We start from the raw sequence: 16,319 nt of genomic DNA, 5'->3' as shown, positions 1-16,319 counted from the left end.
CTGTTACACTGGCGGCTTGTATCCATCACGATGTAGAGAACTATCATGGCAAAGAAAAAAGAAGAGCTGGACCCGGAAACCCTGGAACTGATCCACTGGTGTATCGAAGTGGAGGGCTTCCTGGTGAAGGGCGGCGCCACGCAGGAACAGGCGCAGGAGCATATCGAAGAGCAGGTCGAGTGGTTCACGGATCTGTTCTACGATGGCTTGACGCCGGAGCAGGCGGCGAAGGAAGCGCTGGCCTGACGCTAGTGGCCTAGTGCGGCTGGCATCGGCTGGCCGCATACTTTTCAGTATGCTTGGCGAACCGCCACAGTATCTGCAGCGCTAAAGCCATCAGGATATGACTCCGTATTCGATTCGGCCCAAAGTGTCCAGCACGAGCTCATAACCGACTTCGGTATCCAGCAGCGATAACGGCGCTTCGCCGCCCAGCGAACGATTGCTGCGGCGTATCCATGCGCGGGCGGCATCCTCGTCCTCCAGCACCTCCAAGGCACGCAACCAGACGCGATTGGCGCGGTATATGCGGTCTTGTTCTGAAGCTGATAGCGCTTCGTTCTTGCTGATTTGTTTCTTTGAAGTCGTCGCCATGATTCGTCTAAATTAAGACTTAACTGGGTACCATTATAAAGCGCCTGCCCCCGAGAACATCGCTGGGAGTATGTCCGTAGGGTGCGCCGCCACGCTCCTTGTGGCAAAACTCCGATTTTCTCTTCGATTTTTCCCGATTTTTTCAAGCATTGAACTATTCCCGCATTTCCCGGTCTAAATCTGGGAAAGCCGAAAAAAATAGGGGAGGAAATCGAATGAATACCACAATGACCGTGCAGGTGCCCACCGATACCCTGCTCAAACTGATCGAAAAGCTGCGCCGCCGTGGCGGCTCGCAGGATATCTCGGAAGCGATGACGTTGGCCCTCGAGCGCTGGCTCTCAGACCCGGCCGCATTCGCCCCCGGAGCCGATCCCGCAGGCTTGCATGGCTACCAATGGAAAACACTATTTCTTCCCGAAGGCACTGTGTTGAAATCATGGAGCTACGGCGAGAACAATTACGCGTGCGTTGAAGGCGACCAGATCATCCACAATGGTCGTGCGGTCTCGCCGAACCAGTTCGCACAATCGTTCGCGCGCTCGACGCGCAGTGCATGGCACGATTTATACGTCCGCCGACCGGGCGACAAGACCTTCAAGCTAGCCAACAGGCTGCGCGCAGAATTAGCTGCGGCGGAGCAGCCGGCTGCGGCAACGCCTGCAGCGACGGCAATGCCTATCCCTGCCGCCGTCCCGCCATTGCCAGCGGCATCAGCGCTGGCGTTAATCGCGCCACAGGCCCCGCCTCCTGCCAGCGCGCCACCGCGCAACACCGACCGCGAGCCCGGCTGGGATTTGCCGGAGCGCAGAAAATTCCGCTATCGGCTGGAAGACGTCGCTTACTAGTTCAGTAACAACTCCGGGTGCGGCCGCACGATGGCCGTCTTCGGTAGGCAGACCACCTGTGCGCTTTGCCGGAACTAACTCCGAAGTCTTGGTTCAAGCTCGAATCAAAGACCAAAGTGAATTTCGTTATGAATGGCTATTACCCTGTCTACGAACGGAAGGCACTTTTCAGTGAAAAACTCTCGCGACTTGTTGATGCGGTACGGGGCTAGTAGTCTGTGAAGAGACTGTTCCAACTCGTAGTAGTTTTTCGTCTCAATGTCTTTCATGACTCGGAATCGGAACGGGACGCCTGTCGTGTAGAGCTGACTGATTCGGCTCTCAACACTTCCTGTTGTAATGCCGATCTTCACGATTTCGTCACCTTCATTGGTGTACAGAGAGGTTCCCAAAACATACAACCGCCCGAGTCCGGCTTCCAGTTTTTCCAAGCTCTCGGCTTCAATCTCTTCATCCGGAAGATTGACCTCTTGGCTCACATCAGGAAGTAGAGATAAAACATAGGGCCTCACCGAATCGTCAACATGGAACTGGCCGCCTCGCGCTGCAATGTAGATTTGAGCTAACAGGGCGTGGTCCAAACTGTTGTAGTTTCCTTTTTCAACATTGCGGCTGTGCGACTCGGTACCGTAGTAGGTGGGGTGGTCGGCCTTGATGATCTCGCGAATCCGCTGCGGTGTCAGACCCTCAGGGTGATTCCGCAATATGTCTTTGATGAGTCCAGAAAATGTCATGTTGTCCCTAGCTTTCTTTTATGTAGAGATACTTTAACCGATCTGCTCATGCCTTGGGCCGCGCGCGGCCAAGGCATGACGGATTACTCCTAACTACTTACCACATGATCACGCGTTGCTCGGGCGGCAGGTACATCGGATCGCCCGGCTTGATGTCGAAGGCCTGATAGAAGCCCGGCTGGTTCATCACGGTGCCTTTCGCGCGGAATTCGCCAGGCGAATGCGGATCGCTCTTGATCTGCGCGATCGCCGCTTCCGGGCGCAGCTTGGCGCGCCATTTCATCGCAAAGCCGATATACAGCCGCTGTTCGCCGGTCAGGCCGTCCAGCACTGGCGACGGCTTGCCTTGCAGCGAACGCTGATACGCCTGGTAGGTGATCGACAGGCCCGAATTGTCGCCGATGTTTTCACCCAGGGTCAGCTCGCCGTTGATGAAGTAGCCCGGCACAGGACTATACGAACCATATTGTTTGACCAGGCCTGCGGCACGCGCCTTGAAGGCGGTACGGTCTTCCGCGGTCCACCAGTTGCGCAGGCGGCCCTTGGCGTCGTACTGGCTGCCGGAATCGTCGAAGGCGTGGCTGATCTCATGGCCGAAGGTGATGCCGAGCAGGCCGTAGTTGACCGCGTCTTCAGCCTTCACGTTGAAGAACGGCGGCTGCAGGATCGCGGCCGGAATTGTGATCGCGTTCAGCGACGGGTTGTAGCTGGCGTTGACGGTTTGCGGCGTCATCGACCATTCGTCGCGGTCGACGGTCTTGCCCAGCTTCTCGAGGTTGCGCTGGCGGGTCCAGGCACGCACTGCGCGCACGTTGGCGATCAGGTCATTCTGCTGGGTTTTCATGGCGCTGTAGTCGCGCCATTTGTCCGGGTAGGCGATGTTCGGCTTCAAGGCCGCCAGTTTGAGCTGGGCTTCCTTCTTGGTCTCCGGTCCCATCCAGTCCAGCTTCTCGATGCCGTCCTTGAACGAGGCGACGAAGTTGTTAAACATGGCCATCACGCGTGGTTTGGTTTCGGCCGGCAGATATTTTTCCACATACAGCTTGCCGACCGCGTCGCCCAGCGCGCCGTCGGTAAAGCGCAGCGCCAGTTGCCACTGCGGTTCGCTTTGCGGCACGCCGCGCAGCACCGTGCCTTCGAAGGCGAAGCGTTCCTTGACGGCGGCGTCGTTCAGATAGGATGCATAGCTTTCGATGATGCGCCAGTTGAAATAGCTCTTCCACGCATCCAGCGGCACGTTGGCCACAGTCTCGGAGAAGCCGCCGAAGAAGCTCGGTTGACGCACCACGGCCGACGATTCCTTCGGCGCCAGGCCGGCGGCGGTGAAGTAGGCCTTCCAGTCAAAGGCCGGCGCCAGCGTGGCGAATTTGTCGAACTCGACGCGGTTGTAGGATTTGACCGGATCGCGCATCTGCACGCGGGTCCATTGCGCGGAGGCCAGGCGGGTCTCGATGTCGAGCACCTGGGCGGCGTGGGAGGCGGCGTCATGGTCGCCGCTCATGGCCAGCATGGTCTCGATATGCTGCAGGTATTTGGCGCGCACGGCCTTGAGCTTGGCGTCGTCGTCCTTGAGGTAGTAGTCGCGGTCCGGCAGGCCCAGGCCGGACTGGCTGACGTTGACGGTGTAGTGCTCGGGGTCCTGGGCGTCGGCCGCGACGTGGGCCGAGAACGGCGTCTGGATGCCATTGCGTTGCAGGTAGGCGAACAGCGCCGGCAAGTCCTGCTTGTCCTTGATCGCGGCCACGTGGGCCAGGTCGGCCTTCAAGGGCTTGAAGCCGGCCGCGTTGCGCGCCTTGTCGTTCATGTAGCTGGTGTACAGGTCGGCGATCTTGTGGGCGTCGCTGCCTGGCTTGCCGGGATGCTTCAGCGTGGCGTCGATCACGGCGCGCAGCTGGCCTTGCGCGGTTTCGCGCAACTCGATGTAGGTGCCCCAGGTCGATTTGTCGGCCGGGATCTCGGTATTGCGGGTCCAGACGCCGTTGACGTAACCGTAGAAGTCATCCTGCGGACGTACCGCCGGGTCCAGGGATTTCAGGTCGATGCCGGAGACCGGCGCGACGGCCTGGGCGTACAGCGATGGGGTGGAGCAGACGAGCAGGGCGCAGCAGGCGGCGCTGATCAGCGAACGATTCACGAGGAGTCCTTTAATTTTGATTGGTGCATGCTGGAGTAGTGGCTATGACCCAGCAGGCGAAGCAAGATTATACCCGTCGAAAAGTCGCAGCATTGCAGCAAAATTGGCGGCCCGCCGCGCGCCGTTTTTTCTTATTCGGGGTCGTGGCAGACCACGCACAGCTTGTTCCCGTCCGGGTCGCGGAAGTAGGCGCCGTAGTAGTTGGCGTGGTAGTGCGGGCGCAGCGCCGGCGCGCCTTCGCATACGCCGCCATGGGCCAGCGCGGAGGCGTGGGCGCGGTCGACCGCTGCGCGCGTCGGCGCCATCAGGGCCACCATCTGGCCGTTGCCGCAGGCGGCGGGCTGGCCGTCATACGGCTGCCCGATGATGAACAGGGGCCGCGCGGCTTCGGCCGGCTGCCACGCGGCCCACGGCTTGGCGGCGTCGCTGAAGCGCAGGCGCGTGCCCAGGTCCGCCATCAGCGCGCTGTAGAAGGCGAACGCCGGTTCAAAGTCGTTAATCCCCACATAGACATGCGATAGCATCGGTTTCCTCGATTGAGTGAGTATATCGTCAACATTTCGGGGTATAGTGTACGCGGAGACTTAATCAAATGGGGGAACACCATGGAACTGACGTCCGTCGCACCACCGCAGCTGCGCAGCCTCGCCGATTTGCCTGGGCCGAAGGGAAGGCCGCTGTTGGGCAATGTCCGCGATATCAATCGCAAGCCTTTGCACCAGGCGCTGGAGGACTGGAGCCGCGAGTTCGGCACCATGTATCGCTTCCGCATCATGCGCAAGGAGCTCATCGCCACGTCGGACCGTGAGCTGATCGCCAGCCTGCTGCGCGACCGGCCCGACGCGATGCGCCGCTCCAGCCGCACGGCCGACATGTTGAACGAGGTTGGCACGCGCGGCCTGTTCACGGCGGAGGGCGAGGATTGGCGCCGCCAGCGCAAGCTGGTGATGCGGGCGTTGACGCCGGAAGTGATCCATAACTTCTTCCCCACGCTGACGGCGCTGACCGAACGCCTGCGCCTGCGCTGGGACGCCGCCATCGCCGCCGGCAAGCCGGTCGACTTGTTGCGCGACCTGAAGGCCTATACGCTGGACGTGACCATCGGCCTGTCGATGGGCCAGGACATCAAGACGCTGGAGCTGGAGGAGCATCCGCTGCAGCGCGATATCGAATTCCTGTTCCAGCTGGTGGCCAAGCGTTTGACGTCGCCGTTTGCCTACTGGCGCATCTCGATGCTCAAGCGCGCCGACGACCACGAGGCCATTGCCGCCGCCGCGCGCATCCAGCGCGCCATCTTCGGCTTCATCGCCGAGGCCCGCAAGCGCATCGAGGCCAATCCGGCCTTGCGGCAGAAGCCCTCCAATATGCTGGAGGCGCTGATCGTCGCGCGCGACGAGCCCGATTCCGGCCTGACCGACGAGGCGGTGGTGGGCAATGCGATCACCATGGTGTTCGCCGGCGAGGACACGACCTCGAACACGACGGCCTGGCTGATCGATTTTCTGTCGACCCATCCGCAGGCCGCGCGCAGCATGGCGGCGGAGACGGAGCAGGTCCTCGGCGCCAAGGCGGTGCTGGACGACTATCATCTGCTGGAGCGCCTGAAATACATCGACGCCGCCACGCGCGAGGCGATGCGCCTGAAACCGGTGGCGCCCATCATGGCGGCGCAGCCGAACGACGATGCGGTGGTGGGCGATCTGCTGGTGCCGGCCGGCACGGTGATCTTCCTGCTGCTGCGGCAGGCGTCCGAGCGCGACTGCGACCTGGCGCAACCGGAAAACTTCCAGCCGGAGCGCTGGCTGGAGGGCGTCCATGGCGGCGGCGACGATCCCGCGCGCAAGCTGTTCCCCTTTGGCGGCGGGCCGCGCTTCTGTCCCGGCCGTTACCTGGCGATGGCCGAGATCAAAATGGCGATGTCCATGCTGGTCAAGAATTTTGCGATCGAGCGCGAGCCGGGCGCGGCGCCGGTCGAGGAGCGCTTCACCTTCACGATGACGCCGAGCGCCTTGCCGGTGCGACTGATCAAAAAAACATGCTAGTCTAGACGCGCATCTTAAAAAAAGGGAGAAATCATGCTGAAGAAGATCGCCATCGGTGTCGTGGTTCTGGTATTGATCGTGCTGGGCCTGGCGGCGATGCAGCCGGACAGTTTCCGCGTGCAGCGCACCATCGCCATCAAGGCGCCGCCGGATAAGATCCTGCCGCTGATCAGCGATTTCCACAACTGGACGTCGTGGTCTCCCTGGGAAAAGCTGGACCCGGCCATGAAGCGCACCTACAGCGGTGCGCCCAAGGACCAGGGCGCCGTCTATGCGTGGGAAGGCGACGACAAGGTCGGCGCCGGACGCATGGAGATCACCGGCCAGGCGCCCGCCAAGGTGGACATCAAGCTCGATTTCCTGAAGCCGTTCGAATCGCACTGCCAGACCGAGTTCACGCTGGAAACCAAGGGCGAATTGACCACCGTGAGCTGGACCATGTCCGGCCCGAGCGATTTCATGACCAAGTTGATGGGCCTCGCGGTGAGCATGGACCGCATGATCGGCAAGGACTTCGAAACCGGCCTGGCGAACTTGAAGGCGGTGGCTGAAAAATAGCGTTGCGGAGGCGGGCCATGAACAAGCGTCTGAGGCGGGCGGTGGCGATGCTGGCGATGCCGGCTGTTTTGATGGCGCCGGCCGGCGCCGCGCCTGCGCTGCGCCAGAGCCACCCGGTGATCGGCACCTGGCAGATCACGCTGCCGGACGGCTCCTGCAGCGAGACCTATCGCATCCGCGCCGACGGCACCACGCTGGTGTTCAGCAATGAGGAGGTGGCCGAGTCCACCTTCGCCATCAGCGACCAGCCGGACAAGCAGGGCTTCTACAAGGAAGTCGACACCATCGTCAAGGATAACGGCAAGCGCGATTGCCTCGGCGACGTGACCAAGGTCGGACGCGCCGTCACCAGCTATCTGCTGTTCCACCCCAGCGGCGATATGTTCCTGATGTGCGTGGAGCGGCGCACGGACAAGTGCATCGGCCCGTTCGTGCGGGTCAAGGGCAATGCAATCTAACTCCGTGATCTAGGCCCGGTATGCGCCGGGATTGACGCCGGCCCATTCCTTGAAGGCGTGGTTGAAGGCGCTCTGCTCCTGGTACCCCAGCAGGAAGGCGATATCCACCAGGCTCAGTTCCGGCTGGCGCAGGTAGTCCTTGGCCAGCGCGAAGCGGGCCTGGTCCAGGATCTGCTGGAAGGTCGCGCCGGCGTCGCTCAACTTGCGTTGCAGCGTGCGCGGCGACAGCTTCAATTCTTCGGCGATGGAGGCCAGCCGCACCTGGCCGTGCGCGAGGTTGCGGACGATGGCCGCGTGCACCTGCTGGGCGATCGAGTTGTCGGTCTGGGCCCGCTGGCGCAGCAGCTGTTCGGCGTGCTGTTGCAGCACCGGGTAGAGGCTGACGTCGGCGTTCGGCACCGGGAAGGCCAGCAGGGCGGCGTCGAAGCTGGCGACGTTGGCCGGCGCGCCGAAGCTGGGCATGGCGCCCAGCACGCGCACGTATTCGTCGCGGGCTTCGGCGGCGCCGCCGTCGTGCATCAGCGCCAGTTGCGCGGCCGGCAGCGTGAGCCCGGCCAGCCAATTGCCGAACACGCGGATGCCGGCGAACACGCTGTCGGCCAGGTGGCGCTGGGCCGGGCCGTAGTTGCTGTGCCAGGTGTAGTGGGCCACGCCTTCCGCCACCGTCAGCGTGGAGCGGCCCAGGTCATGCGCCAGCTGCTCGTAGCGCATGGTCTGCTCGAAGGCCTGGCCGAAGTCGCGGCAGCTGAGCAGGATCAGGCCATACACGCTGTAGGTGCCCAGTTTGACCCGTTCCCCCACGTGCAGGCCGAAATGCGGATCGGCCGCCAGTTCGGCGCCGAGGTCGAGCAGGCGCACGTAGTCGTCGGCGTGCAGCGAGTCGGGCAGCGGTTGCAGGGCGCCCGGCGCCATGCCGGCGGCGCGCTCCAGGGCAGCGGCCGTGACGCCGCGCGCGGCCGCCGCTTCGAGCAGGGGCTGCAGGTAGGAGCCGGCCACGCGGCGCGGCAGGTCAGCGGGCGTACTTGGCATGATCGAACAAGGCGTGTGTCATAAAAGCGCAATACCCGGTTGGTTCGTTATCTTATTCTGTTGTCATTCAAACTCGGTGCGCGCCAGTATAGCAAGCGCTCCGCTACGCAGACAGGAAAACAATGAGACGCTGGAACGGTTGGGGTGACGATACGATAGAGTTTGCGCTGAACGAGGATGCGCTGGGCTTTCTGGCGCAGCGCGTCGGCGCCGGCAGGCCGGTGGCGGATGCGGCGTTCGCGCAGGCCTGTGCGCGCATCGCGCCTTCGCGGCTGCCGCCGCATGCTTTGACCGATGGGTTGACCGATGGGTTGATCGATGGCTTGATCGACACCTCGGCCGAGGTCCGCTTGCGCAATGCGCTGGGCCAAAGCCTGCCGGACTGGCTGCGCCTGCGCTATGGCGTGATCGAGACGGCGCCGGACGGCGTGGCCTATCCGGAGAGCGCGGAGCAGGTGCGGGCGCTGATCGATTATGCGCAGCAGTTCGGCGTGGCGCTGATACCGCAGGGCGGCGGCACCAGCGTGGCCGGGCACTTGACCGCGCCGGCCGGCGCGCGGCCGGTGCTGGCGGTGAACCTGACGCGCCTGCGGCAGATGTATTACCTGGATACGGAATCGCAGCTGGCGACCTTCGGCGCCGGCGTGTTCGGGCCGGACCTGGAGGCGCAGTTGCGCGCACGCGGCTACACGCTGGGCCACTTCCCGCAGTCGTTCGAGTATTCGACGCTGGGCGGCTGGGTGGTGACGCGGTCGTCCGGCCAGCAGTCGCTGCGCTACGGCCGCATCGAGCAGATGTTCAAGGGCGGCAAGGTGGAGACGCCGGCCGGCACGCTGGATATCCCGACCTTCCCGGCATCGGCGGCGGGGACGGATCTGCGCGAGATGGTGCTGGGTTCCGAGGGCCGCCTGGGCATCCTGACCGAGGCCACGGTACGCGTGACGCCGTTGCCGGAGTACGAGGCGTTCCATGCGGTGTTCTTCCCGAGCTGGGAGGCTGCGGAAACGGCGGTGCGGCAGGTGGTGCAGGCGGGGTTGTCGCTGTCGATGCTGCGCTTGTCGAATCCCTTGGAGACGACCACCATGCTGGCGCTGGCCGGCCACAAGAAGCTGATCGGCGCGCTGGAAGGCTATTTGTCATGGCGCGGCTGCAAGGATGGCAAGTGCATGCTGATGATAGGCGTGAGCGGTCGCAAGGCCGCGGCCAAGGCGTCGCTGGGCGATGCGCTGGCGCTGACGGCAACGCACGGCGGTGTGCACATCGGCCGCAAGATGGGCGACAAGTGGAAGCAGAACCGCTTCCGCAACGTCTACCTGCGCAACGCGGCCTGGCAGCATGGCTATGCGATCGATACGGTGGAGACGGCGGTCGATTGGCCACGCGTGGGCACGATGATGCGGGCGCTGGAAGCGGCTGCCACTGGCGCGCTGGCGCAGCATGGCGAGAAGGTGCACGCCTACACGCACTTGTCGCATCTGTATGCGCAGGGGGCGAGCGTCTATTCGACCTTTGTGTACCGGCTGGCGGGCGATTATGAACAGGACTTGGCGCGCTGGCGCACGCTCAAGCATGCGGTGAGCATGGCGATCGTGGAAAACGGCGGCACCATCAGTCATCAGCATGGCGTGGGTAGCGATCACGCGCCGTATCTGGTGGCGGAGAAGGGCGAGTTGGGCCTGTCGGCGATGCGTGCCTTGTTTGCGCACTTCGATCCGCAGCAGATCATGAATCCCGGGAAGCTGCTGCCATGACGGCGCTGTGGCGCAGCGGCGGGCGTTCCGGATTGACGGAGGTGCTGGGGCGCGAGTGGGATTTGATCGTGATCGGCGGCGGCATTACTGGCGCGGGGATTTTGCTGGAAGCTTCGCGGCGCGGCTTGAGGGCGCTGCTGGTGGAGCAGCGGGATTTCGCCTGGGGTACGTCGAGCCGGTCGTCCAAGCTGGTGCACGGCGGCTTGCGGTATCTGAAGGAAGGCCAGTTCGCGCTGACGCGCGAATCGGTGCATGAGCGGCAGCATTTGCTTCAGCAGGCGGCGGGCTTGGTGGAGCCGCAGAGTTTTGCGTTCGGCGAGTTTGAAGGCCGCAAGCCGGGCAAGCGCATGTTCCTGCTTGGGCTGGCGATCTATGACCGCATGGCGGGGCAGAAGGCGCGCCATTATTTCGGCCGCGACGAGTTCGAGGCGCTGGCGCCGAACGTGTCAACCAAGGGGCTGAAGGGCGGCATGGTCTACACCGACGCCAAGACCGACGATGCGCGGCTGGTCATGCGCGTGCTGCAGGAGGCGCAGCAGCATGGCGGCGTGGCGGTCAATTACATGGCGGTGGAATCGCTGTTGCGGGCCGATGGCGGGGTGTGCGGAACGCGGCTGCGCGATGGGTTGAGTGGTGCGCAGCATGAGGTGCGCGCGCGGCTGGTGATCAGCGCGACCGGTGCGTGGGCGGACGGCTTGCGCCTGCAGGGCGATGCGGCGGCGCGCGGCGCCAAGCCGCGCTTGCGGCCTTTGCGCGGCAGCCATCTGGTGCTGCCGGCCTGGCGCCTGCCGCTGGCGCAGGCGATCAGCTTGATGCATCCGCAGGACGGCAGGCCGGTGTTCGCCTTTCCGTGGGAGGGCGTGACGCTGGTGGGCACGACGGATGTCGACCACAAGGGCGACCTGTCGCACGAGGCATCGATCACGCGCGCCGAAGTCGATTACCTGATGGCGGCGCTGCACGACCAGTTCCCGCAGTTGGATTTGCAGGAGCGCGACGTGATCGCCAGTTATGCGGGCGTGCGTCCCGTGATCGACAGCGGCAAGGCCGATCCGTCGAAGGAAGGGCGCGACCATGCGCTGTGGCTGGAGGATGGGCTGTTGACCGTCACCGGCGGCAAGCTGACCACGTTCCGCGTGATCGCGCTCGATGCGCTCAAGCTGGCGGCCACCTTGTTGCCGGACTGGCGCGACAAGCTGGAGCCGCAAGCGGTCTTTGGCAATGGCCCGAAAACCCGTTTGGGCTACCAACGCCACCTGCCGGCGGGCCAGGCGCTGCGACTGCAAGGGCGTTACGGCGCATGGGCGCAGCGTTTGATCGAGGCCGCGCAGCCGGGCGAGCTGTCGCTGATCGCGGGCACGGAGACCATCTGGGCGCAGCTGCGCTGGGCGGCCCGCTGCGAGTCGGTGCAGAAGCTGGAGGACCTGCTGCTGCGCCGCAGCCGCATCGGCATCCAGCTGCGCGGCGGCGGTGTCGAGATCCTCGATCGCATACGCGCCATCTGCCAGCCGGAACTGGGCTGGAGCGACCAGCGCTGGAATGTCGAGCAGGCTGCCTATCTGGCATTATGGAATACCCACTACAGTTTGCCCGCATAAGTACGGGCACTCACCAAGAGACTAGAGCGACATGGCCGATCAATACCTTCTTTCCATCGACAACGGCACGCAGAGTGTGCGCGCGCTGCTGTTCGATTTGGACGGCAACCTGGCCGCCAAGGCGCAGGTGCATTTGCAGGCTTACTTCTCCGATCATCCCGGCTGGGCGGAGCATGACGCCGACGGCTATTGGAAGGCGGTCGGCCAGGCGTGCCGGCAGCTGTGGGCTTCGACCGATATTCCGCGTTCGGCCGTCAAGGGCGTGGCGGTGACGACGCAGCGCGGCACGGTGGTCAACCTGGACCGCGACGGCAAGGTGCTGCGGCCGGCGATCACGTGGCTGGACCAGCGCCGCGTGGGCAAGCAGAAGCCGCTGAGTTTTTTGTGGCGCACCGCGTTCAAGCTGGCGCGCGTTTCCGGCACCATCGAGTACTTCCGCCGCGAGGCGGAGATCAACTGGATCGCCGAGCACCAGCCGGAGATATGGGCCAGGACCGACAAGTATCTGCTGCTGTCGGGATTCCTCAATTTCCGTCTGTGCGGGCGGCATGTCGATTCGGTTGGTTCGCAGGTGGCGTATCTGCCATTCGACTACAAGCGCCACAAGTGGGCCGGCGCGCGCGACTGGAAATGGGAGGCGCTGGCCATCAAGCCGGAGATGCTGCCGGAGCTGGTGGCGCCGGGCACGGTGATCGGCGCGATCACCGCCGCCGCCGCCGAGGCGACGGGCATCCCGCAAGGCACGCCGCTGGTGGCGGCCGCCGCCGACAAGGCCTGCGAGGTGATCGGCGCCGGCGCGCTGGAGCCGCACATCGCTTGCCTGAGCTACGGCACCACGGCGACCATCAACACCACGACCAAAAAATATGTCGAAGTCACGCCGTTGATACCGCCTTATCCGGCGGCCATTCCCGGCGCCTACAGCACGGAGGTGCAGATCTTCCGCGGCTACTGGATGGTGAACTGGTTCAAGGAGCAGTTCGGGCATTTTGAACAGATGGCCGGCGCGGAGCAGGGCAGGTCGCCGGAGGCGATGTTCGATCTGCTGGTGAACGAGGTGCCGCCTGGGTCGATGGGCTTGATGCTGCAGCCTTACTGGAGTCCCGGCATCAAGACGCCGGGGCCGGAGGCCAAGGGGGCGATGATCGGTTTTGGCGACGTGCACACGCGCGCCCATATGTACCGGGCGATTCTCGAAGGACTGGCCTACGCGCTGCGCGAGGGGAAGGAACGGATCGAGAAGCGCGGCGGCGTGCCGGTGACGGAGTTGCGCGTGGCCGGCGGCGGCTCGCAGAGCGACGCGGCGATGCAGCTGACGGCCGATATCTTCGGACTGCCGGCGGCGCGCGCGCACGTGTACGAGACGTCGGGGCTGGGCGCGGCCATCGCGGTGGCCGCGGGCTTGGGGCTGCACAAGGACTTCGACAGCGCGACGCGTGCGATGACGCGGCCGGGGCGGGTGTTCCATCCGATCGAGGCGAACCGGCAGATTTACGACAAGCTGTACCGGCGGGTTTATCTGAACATGTACAAGCAACTGCAGCCGATGTATCAGGAGATCGCGGACATTACGGGGTATCCGGAACAGCTGTGACGGCACGCTGTGGCATAATGCATTTTCGATAATGTTTTAAGTTTCCACATGATGCGTACTTCCGTTTTTTCCACCCTGTTGTTGCTGGGGCTTGTGGTTGTTCCCGCTTTTGCCGATGAACAGCGCGTTCGCATCGTCACCCCATCGCATCTTCCTCAGGCCGCGCGGCTGGAGACGGTCTACGCGGGCAAATGCGGCGAGGTGCGCTACAAGGTCGCCGTCTCGCTGGAGAGTCACACGGTCGTGTTCAGCGCCGACGGCATGGCCGATGTCGATTTGTCCGGCACCACCGTCGGCGCCCGTCTGCTGGAAGAAGATGTGTTGGTCCATGTCGGCTTCAATTGTCCGCGCCAGGCCGTCAATATCTTCCTCAAGGGCGTCAAGCTGGTGGACCTTGGCGCGCCGACCGGCTTCCGCGACTTGATCACGGTGGGCTTGAACGGCGAGGTCTCCAAAAGCCTGCCGCGCAGTGAACGCCTGGACGAATTGGCGATTCCTCACATGGCCCAATAAGGTAGGGTGCGCGGCCGGACGACCCGCGATACCTGTTGAGCTGGGACAGAAAAAATACCAGGAGCCGGACAATAAACCGGTGGATTTCCTCGACCGCGACGGCCGTTTGCAGATGTAAATCGCCTTGCATGGAGTTGGTCTAGTGTATAGACTAGTTTGTATTGCATGAAAAACATCGGAGGACACCGTGCGCGCATATGGAGTCTATGAGGCGAAGACTAAATTGGCGGACTTGATTAAAAGGGTCCAACAAGGGGAGCGTATTACGATCACTAATCGGGGCGCTCCAGTTGCAGACCTGGTGCCCAGCGCCAGCGGCACGGAACAGCAGGCGCTGGACGCGATCGCGGCGATCAAAAACGCGCGCGCGGGAACGATCACTCATGCCGAATTCGTCGCAATGCGTGCCAAAGGCCGCCGTTAGATGGCTACTGGATTTGTTCTCGATGCGTCGGTAACATTACGCTGGGCACTACATGACGGATCTGTCGCAGATCGCACCTACGCGGACAAGGTATTGGACTCGCTTGCCAGTCGCTGCGCGGTTGTTCCCGCTTTATGGTCTACTGAAATCGTGCATGTTCTGCGTTGCGCCGAACAAGGTGGGAAATTGGGCGAGGCGGCGGTTACGGGATTCATCTATCAATTAGGCCAGTTGCCAATCACAACGGATTCCGCAGCGCCGGCCGCTCTGCATCTTTCTGTCGCGGCCATTGCCCGTGAGTTCAAACTCACAGGATACGATGCCCAGTATCTTGAACTTGCGCGCAGACTGGGCCTGCCTTTGGCGACCTTAGATAAAGACTTGCGTAAAGCGGCGAAGAAGGCTGGCGTGCCTTTGTATGACTAATGACATGTCACTACGTTCGGCGCCGTGCGGGCCAGCACGTCGACTTCGGCAAAACCCAGCGATTGGCACAGGCTGACGAGTTCCTTCATCGCCAGCTTGCGCTGGCCGCTGACGTTGATTCCCCGCAGCATGCAGGCGTAGCGCGTCATTCGATCTTCCTTTGTTGAGTTGTCTTGCGCTGGTCCGGGTCTGGCCGGATCAGCGCATCACCAGCGCCTTGACCGCCTCCATCGCGGCGCTGCCGGTCTGGGTGGCTTGCACCTGGTTGCGGCCGCCTTCCTTGGCGACGTACATGGCGCGGTCGGCGGCGACGAACAGCGATTCGGTGTTGTCGAGCTGGTGCGGGACGATGGTGGCCACGCCGATGCTCACCGTCAGCCAGGCCGAGGTGGTCGAGCGCGGATGCGGGATCTGCAGCGATTCGACGTGGGCGCGGATCGATTCGGCCAGCAGGTGGGCCGAGTCGCCGTCGGTTTCGGCGAACAGCAGCACGAATTCCTCACCGCCGTAGCGCGCCGCCAGGTCGGTCGGGCGCAGCGCGTGCGAGGCGATCGCCTGCGCCACCTGCTGCAGGCAGGCGTCGCCGGCCGGATGGCCCAGGGTGTCGTTGTACAGCTTGAAGTGGTCGACGTCCAGCACCACCAGCGACAGTGGCTGGCCGCTGCGCATGGCGCGCTGCCATTCCTTTTCGAGGAAGGTGTCGAAGTGGCGGCGGTTGGCGATCTTGGTCAGCGGGTCGACCATGGCGGCGCGCTGCAGCGCGTCCTCCGACTGCTTGTGGTGGGTGATGTCGTGCAGCAGGCCGATGAACAGCGGCTGGCGCAGATACATCGGCGTCAAGGTCAGGTCCATGCACACCGAGCTGCCGTTGCGGTGGCGGATGATCACCTCGCGCGTGCCGTGGCTGTGCGCGGTTTCCGGCGCGGCGGCGTAGCGGTCGAAGTAGTCCAGGTATTCCCGCGCCACCAGCGGATTGAGCAGGTCGCCGATGGCGCGGCCGGCCAGTTCGTTCTCCTGGTAGCCCAGGTATTTGTCGCAGGCCGGATTGGTGTACTGGATGCGGCCGTCGGCCTCGATGATCAGCAGGCCCTCGGCCATGTTCTCGACGATGGTGCGCAGGCGTTCGGCCTGTTCTTCCTGGGTCTCGCTCTTGCTACGGATCTGCAGCTGGGTGCGCACGCGGGCGCACACCTCGGCCATGCGCAGCGGCTTGCTGATGTAGTCGACCGCGCCGATGTCGAAGCCGGCTACCACGTCCTCGGTCTCGGTGCGGGCGCTCATGAAGATGACCGGGATGCGCTGGGTGGCGGCGTGGCTTTTCAACTGGCGGCAGGTCTCGAAGCCGTCCATGCCGGGCATCATCACGTCGAGCAGGATCAGGTCGGGATGGACCCGGCGGGCGATCTTCAGCGCCCGCTCGCCGGAGGTGGCGACGAAGGTCTGGTAGCCCTGCTGGACCATCAGTTTGCGCAGCGCGCTCAGGTTCTCCGGCGCGTCGTCCACTATGAGTATCGCGGCATCGCGCCGCGTGGCAAGCATGGGATGGGGAACTGGGGTGAACAAAGGCTGGCCTGATCTGAAAGTGACTATCCGTTCAAATCATAACGCTTCAGCTC

Annotated in this window: 18 protein-coding genes and 1 pseudogene; 12 read left to right on the top strand and 7 right to left on the bottom strand. The window is 63.5% G+C overall.

Annotated elements, in window-relative coordinates; all coding sequences use genetic code 11:
• The first annotated feature begins 45 nt into the window (after positions 1-45).
• On the top strand, positions 46-246 hold the full coding sequence (locus tag AC07OK_RS02180; RefSeq protein WP_020702248.1) for a hypothetical protein: 201 nt from the start codon (positions 46-48) through the stop codon (positions 244-246).
• Between the two features lie 90 nt (positions 247-336).
• On the opposite strand, the gene AC07OK_RS02175 is transcribed toward AC07OK_RS02180, so the two are convergent.
• A complete protein-coding gene (locus AC07OK_RS02175) occupies positions 337-594 on the bottom strand; it encodes an Xre family toxin-antitoxin system antitoxin (RefSeq protein ID WP_494688747.1) in 258 nt (85 codons plus the stop codon).
• 215 nt (positions 595-809) lie between these two features.
• Here AC07OK_RS02175 and AC07OK_RS02170 point away from each other — a divergent pair, with 215 nt between their 5' ends.
• Positions 810-1,442, top strand: a complete 633-nt coding sequence (locus AC07OK_RS02170) for a hypothetical protein (protein WP_494688746.1) — start codon at positions 810-812, stop codon at positions 1,440-1,442.
• 104 nt (positions 1,443-1,546) lie between these two features.
• On the opposite strand, the gene AC07OK_RS02165 is transcribed toward AC07OK_RS02170, so the two are convergent.
• From AC07OK_RS02165 to AC07OK_RS02155, 3 genes are all read right to left on the bottom strand, one after another.
• On the bottom strand, positions 1,547-2,176 hold the full coding sequence (locus tag AC07OK_RS02165; RefSeq protein ID WP_494688745.1) for a GIY-YIG nuclease family protein: 630 nt from the start codon (positions 2,174-2,176) through the stop codon (positions 1,547-1,549).
• A gap of 97 nt (positions 2,177-2,273) precedes the next feature.
• The gene (locus AC07OK_RS02160; RefSeq protein ID WP_494688744.1) at positions 2,274-4,310 is read right to left on the bottom strand and encodes a M13 family metallopeptidase; all 2,037 of its coding nucleotides are present in this window, start codon (positions 4,308-4,310) and stop codon (positions 2,274-2,276) included.
• 131 nt (positions 4,311-4,441) lie between these two features.
• A complete protein-coding gene (locus AC07OK_RS02155) occupies positions 4,442-4,834 on the bottom strand; it encodes a VOC family protein (RefSeq protein WP_494688743.1) in 393 nt (130 codons plus the stop codon).
• Positions 4,835-4,915: 81 nt separating this feature from the next.
• On the opposite strand from AC07OK_RS02155, the gene AC07OK_RS02150 reads away from it, so the two are divergent.
• From AC07OK_RS02150 to AC07OK_RS02140, 3 genes are read left to right on the top strand one after another with little or no spacing between them, the layout of a single operon-like run.
• A complete protein-coding gene (locus tag AC07OK_RS02150) occupies positions 4,916-6,352 on the top strand; it encodes a cytochrome P450 (protein ID WP_494688742.1) in 1,437 nt (478 codons plus the stop codon).
• 33 nt (positions 6,353-6,385) lie between these two features.
• Entirely contained in the window at positions 6,386-6,910 is a 525-nt protein-coding gene (locus AC07OK_RS02145) for an SRPBCC family protein (protein WP_494688741.1), read from the top strand.
• A 17-nt stretch (positions 6,911-6,927) separates the two neighbouring features.
• Complete coding sequence (locus AC07OK_RS02140) at positions 6,928-7,368, top strand: hypothetical protein (RefSeq protein WP_494688740.1); 441 nt, start codon at positions 6,928-6,930, stop codon at positions 7,366-7,368.
• Between the two features lie 9 nt (positions 7,369-7,377).
• On the opposite strand, the gene AC07OK_RS02135 is transcribed toward AC07OK_RS02140, so the two are convergent.
• A complete protein-coding gene (locus tag AC07OK_RS02135; protein WP_494688739.1) occupies positions 7,378-8,397 on the bottom strand; it encodes an AraC family transcriptional regulator in 1,020 nt (339 codons plus the stop codon).
• A 122-nt stretch (positions 8,398-8,519) separates the two neighbouring features.
• Here AC07OK_RS02135 and AC07OK_RS02130 point away from each other — a divergent pair, with 122 nt between their 5' ends.
• From AC07OK_RS02130 to AC07OK_RS02100, 7 genes and pseudogenes are all read left to right on the top strand, one after another.
• Positions 8,520-10,148 carry an FAD-binding oxidoreductase gene (locus tag AC07OK_RS02130; protein WP_494688738.1) on the top strand — a complete coding sequence of 543 codons (1,629 nt, stop codon included), beginning with the start codon at positions 8,520-8,522 and terminating at the stop codon, positions 10,146-10,148.
• On the top strand, positions 10,145-11,746 hold the full coding sequence (locus AC07OK_RS02125; RefSeq protein WP_494688737.1) for a glycerol-3-phosphate dehydrogenase/oxidase: 1,602 nt from the start codon (positions 10,145-10,147) through the stop codon (positions 11,744-11,746). Before AC07OK_RS02130 ends, AC07OK_RS02125 begins: the two co-directional genes overlap by 4 nt.
• 31 nt (positions 11,747-11,777) lie before the next feature.
• A complete protein-coding gene (locus tag AC07OK_RS02120) occupies positions 11,778-13,340 on the top strand; it encodes an FGGY-family carbohydrate kinase (protein WP_494688736.1) in 1,563 nt (520 codons plus the stop codon).
• 48 nt (positions 13,341-13,388) lie between these two features.
• Complete coding sequence (locus AC07OK_RS02115) at positions 13,389-13,853, top strand: hypothetical protein (RefSeq protein ID WP_494688735.1); 465 nt, start codon at positions 13,389-13,391, stop codon at positions 13,851-13,853.
• A 187-nt stretch (positions 13,854-14,040) separates the two neighbouring features.
• Positions 14,041-14,151 (top strand): annotated as a pseudogene (locus AC07OK_RS02110) (type II toxin-antitoxin system Phd/YefM family antitoxin); the annotation flags it as partial.
• A 3-nt stretch (positions 14,152-14,154) separates the two neighbouring features.
• The gene (locus tag AC07OK_RS02105; RefSeq protein WP_494689030.1) at positions 14,155-14,277 is read left to right on the top strand and encodes a hypothetical protein; all 123 of its coding nucleotides are present in this window, start codon (positions 14,155-14,157) and stop codon (positions 14,275-14,277) included.
• Entirely contained in the window at positions 14,278-14,703 is a 426-nt protein-coding gene (locus tag AC07OK_RS02100; RefSeq protein WP_494688734.1) for a type II toxin-antitoxin system VapC family toxin, read from the top strand.
• Here the strand turns inward: AC07OK_RS02100 and AC07OK_RS02095 are convergent.
• Together AC07OK_RS02095 and AC07OK_RS02090 are read right to left on the bottom strand one after the other, a co-directional pair.
• Positions 14,700-14,852, bottom strand: a complete 153-nt coding sequence (locus AC07OK_RS02095; RefSeq protein ID WP_494688733.1) for a DUF1697 domain-containing protein — start codon at positions 14,850-14,852, stop codon at positions 14,700-14,702. The genes AC07OK_RS02100 and AC07OK_RS02095 overlap by 4 nt on opposite strands.
• A 49-nt stretch (positions 14,853-14,901) precedes the next feature.
• Complete coding sequence (locus AC07OK_RS02090) at positions 14,902-16,242, bottom strand: diguanylate cyclase domain-containing protein (protein ID WP_494689023.1); 1,341 nt, start codon at positions 16,240-16,242, stop codon at positions 14,902-14,904.
• Positions 16,243-16,319 lie beyond the last annotated feature (77 nt).

This window comes from Duganella sp. GW821-FHT07G03, from assembly GCF_059418605.1.
This window is presented reverse-complemented; position numbering and strand designations above follow the sequence as displayed.

Bases quoted from the DNA above. Each gene is read 5' to 3' on its own strand.
- AC07OK_RS02095 (WP_494688733.1), bottom strand. From the start codon at position 14,852: ATGACGCGCTACGCCTGCATGCTGCGGGGAATCAACGTCAGCGGCCAG.
- AC07OK_RS02155 (WP_494688743.1), bottom strand. From the start codon at position 4,834: ATGCTATCGCATGTCTATGTGGGGATTAACGACTTTGAACCGGCGTTC.
- AC07OK_RS02090 (WP_494689023.1), bottom strand. From the start codon at position 16,242: ATGCTTGCCACGCGGCGCGATGCCGCGATACTCATAGTGGACGACGCG.
- AC07OK_RS02135 (WP_494688739.1), bottom strand. From the start codon at position 8,397: ATGCCAAGTACGCCCGCTGACCTGCCGCGCCGCGTGGCCGGCTCCTAC.
- AC07OK_RS02180 (WP_020702248.1), top strand. From the start codon at position 46: ATGGCAAAGAAAAAAGAAGAGCTGGACCCGGAAACCCTGGAACTGATC.
- AC07OK_RS02140 (WP_494688740.1), top strand. From the start codon at position 6,928: ATGAACAAGCGTCTGAGGCGGGCGGTGGCGATGCTGGCGATGCCGGCT.
- AC07OK_RS02100 (WP_494688734.1), top strand. From the start codon at position 14,278: ATGGCTACTGGATTTGTTCTCGATGCGTCGGTAACATTACGCTGGGCA.
- AC07OK_RS02170 (WP_494688746.1), top strand. From the start codon at position 810: ATGAATACCACAATGACCGTGCAGGTGCCCACCGATACCCTGCTCAAA.
- AC07OK_RS02130 (WP_494688738.1), top strand. From the start codon at position 8,520: ATGAGACGCTGGAACGGTTGGGGTGACGATACGATAGAGTTTGCGCTG.
- AC07OK_RS02165 (WP_494688745.1), bottom strand. From the start codon at position 2,176: ATGACATTTTCTGGACTCATCAAAGACATATTGCGGAATCACCCTGAG.
- AC07OK_RS02175 (WP_494688747.1), bottom strand. From the start codon at position 594: ATGGCGACGACTTCAAAGAAACAAATCAGCAAGAACGAAGCGCTATCA.
- AC07OK_RS02115 (WP_494688735.1), top strand. From the start codon at position 13,389: ATGATGCGTACTTCCGTTTTTTCCACCCTGTTGTTGCTGGGGCTTGTG.
- AC07OK_RS02145 (WP_494688741.1), top strand. From the start codon at position 6,386: ATGCTGAAGAAGATCGCCATCGGTGTCGTGGTTCTGGTATTGATCGTG.
- AC07OK_RS02120 (WP_494688736.1), top strand. From the start codon at position 11,778: ATGGCCGATCAATACCTTCTTTCCATCGACAACGGCACGCAGAGTGTG.
- AC07OK_RS02150 (WP_494688742.1), top strand. From the start codon at position 4,916: ATGGAACTGACGTCCGTCGCACCACCGCAGCTGCGCAGCCTCGCCGAT.
- AC07OK_RS02125 (WP_494688737.1), top strand. From the start codon at position 10,145: ATGACGGCGCTGTGGCGCAGCGGCGGGCGTTCCGGATTGACGGAGGTG.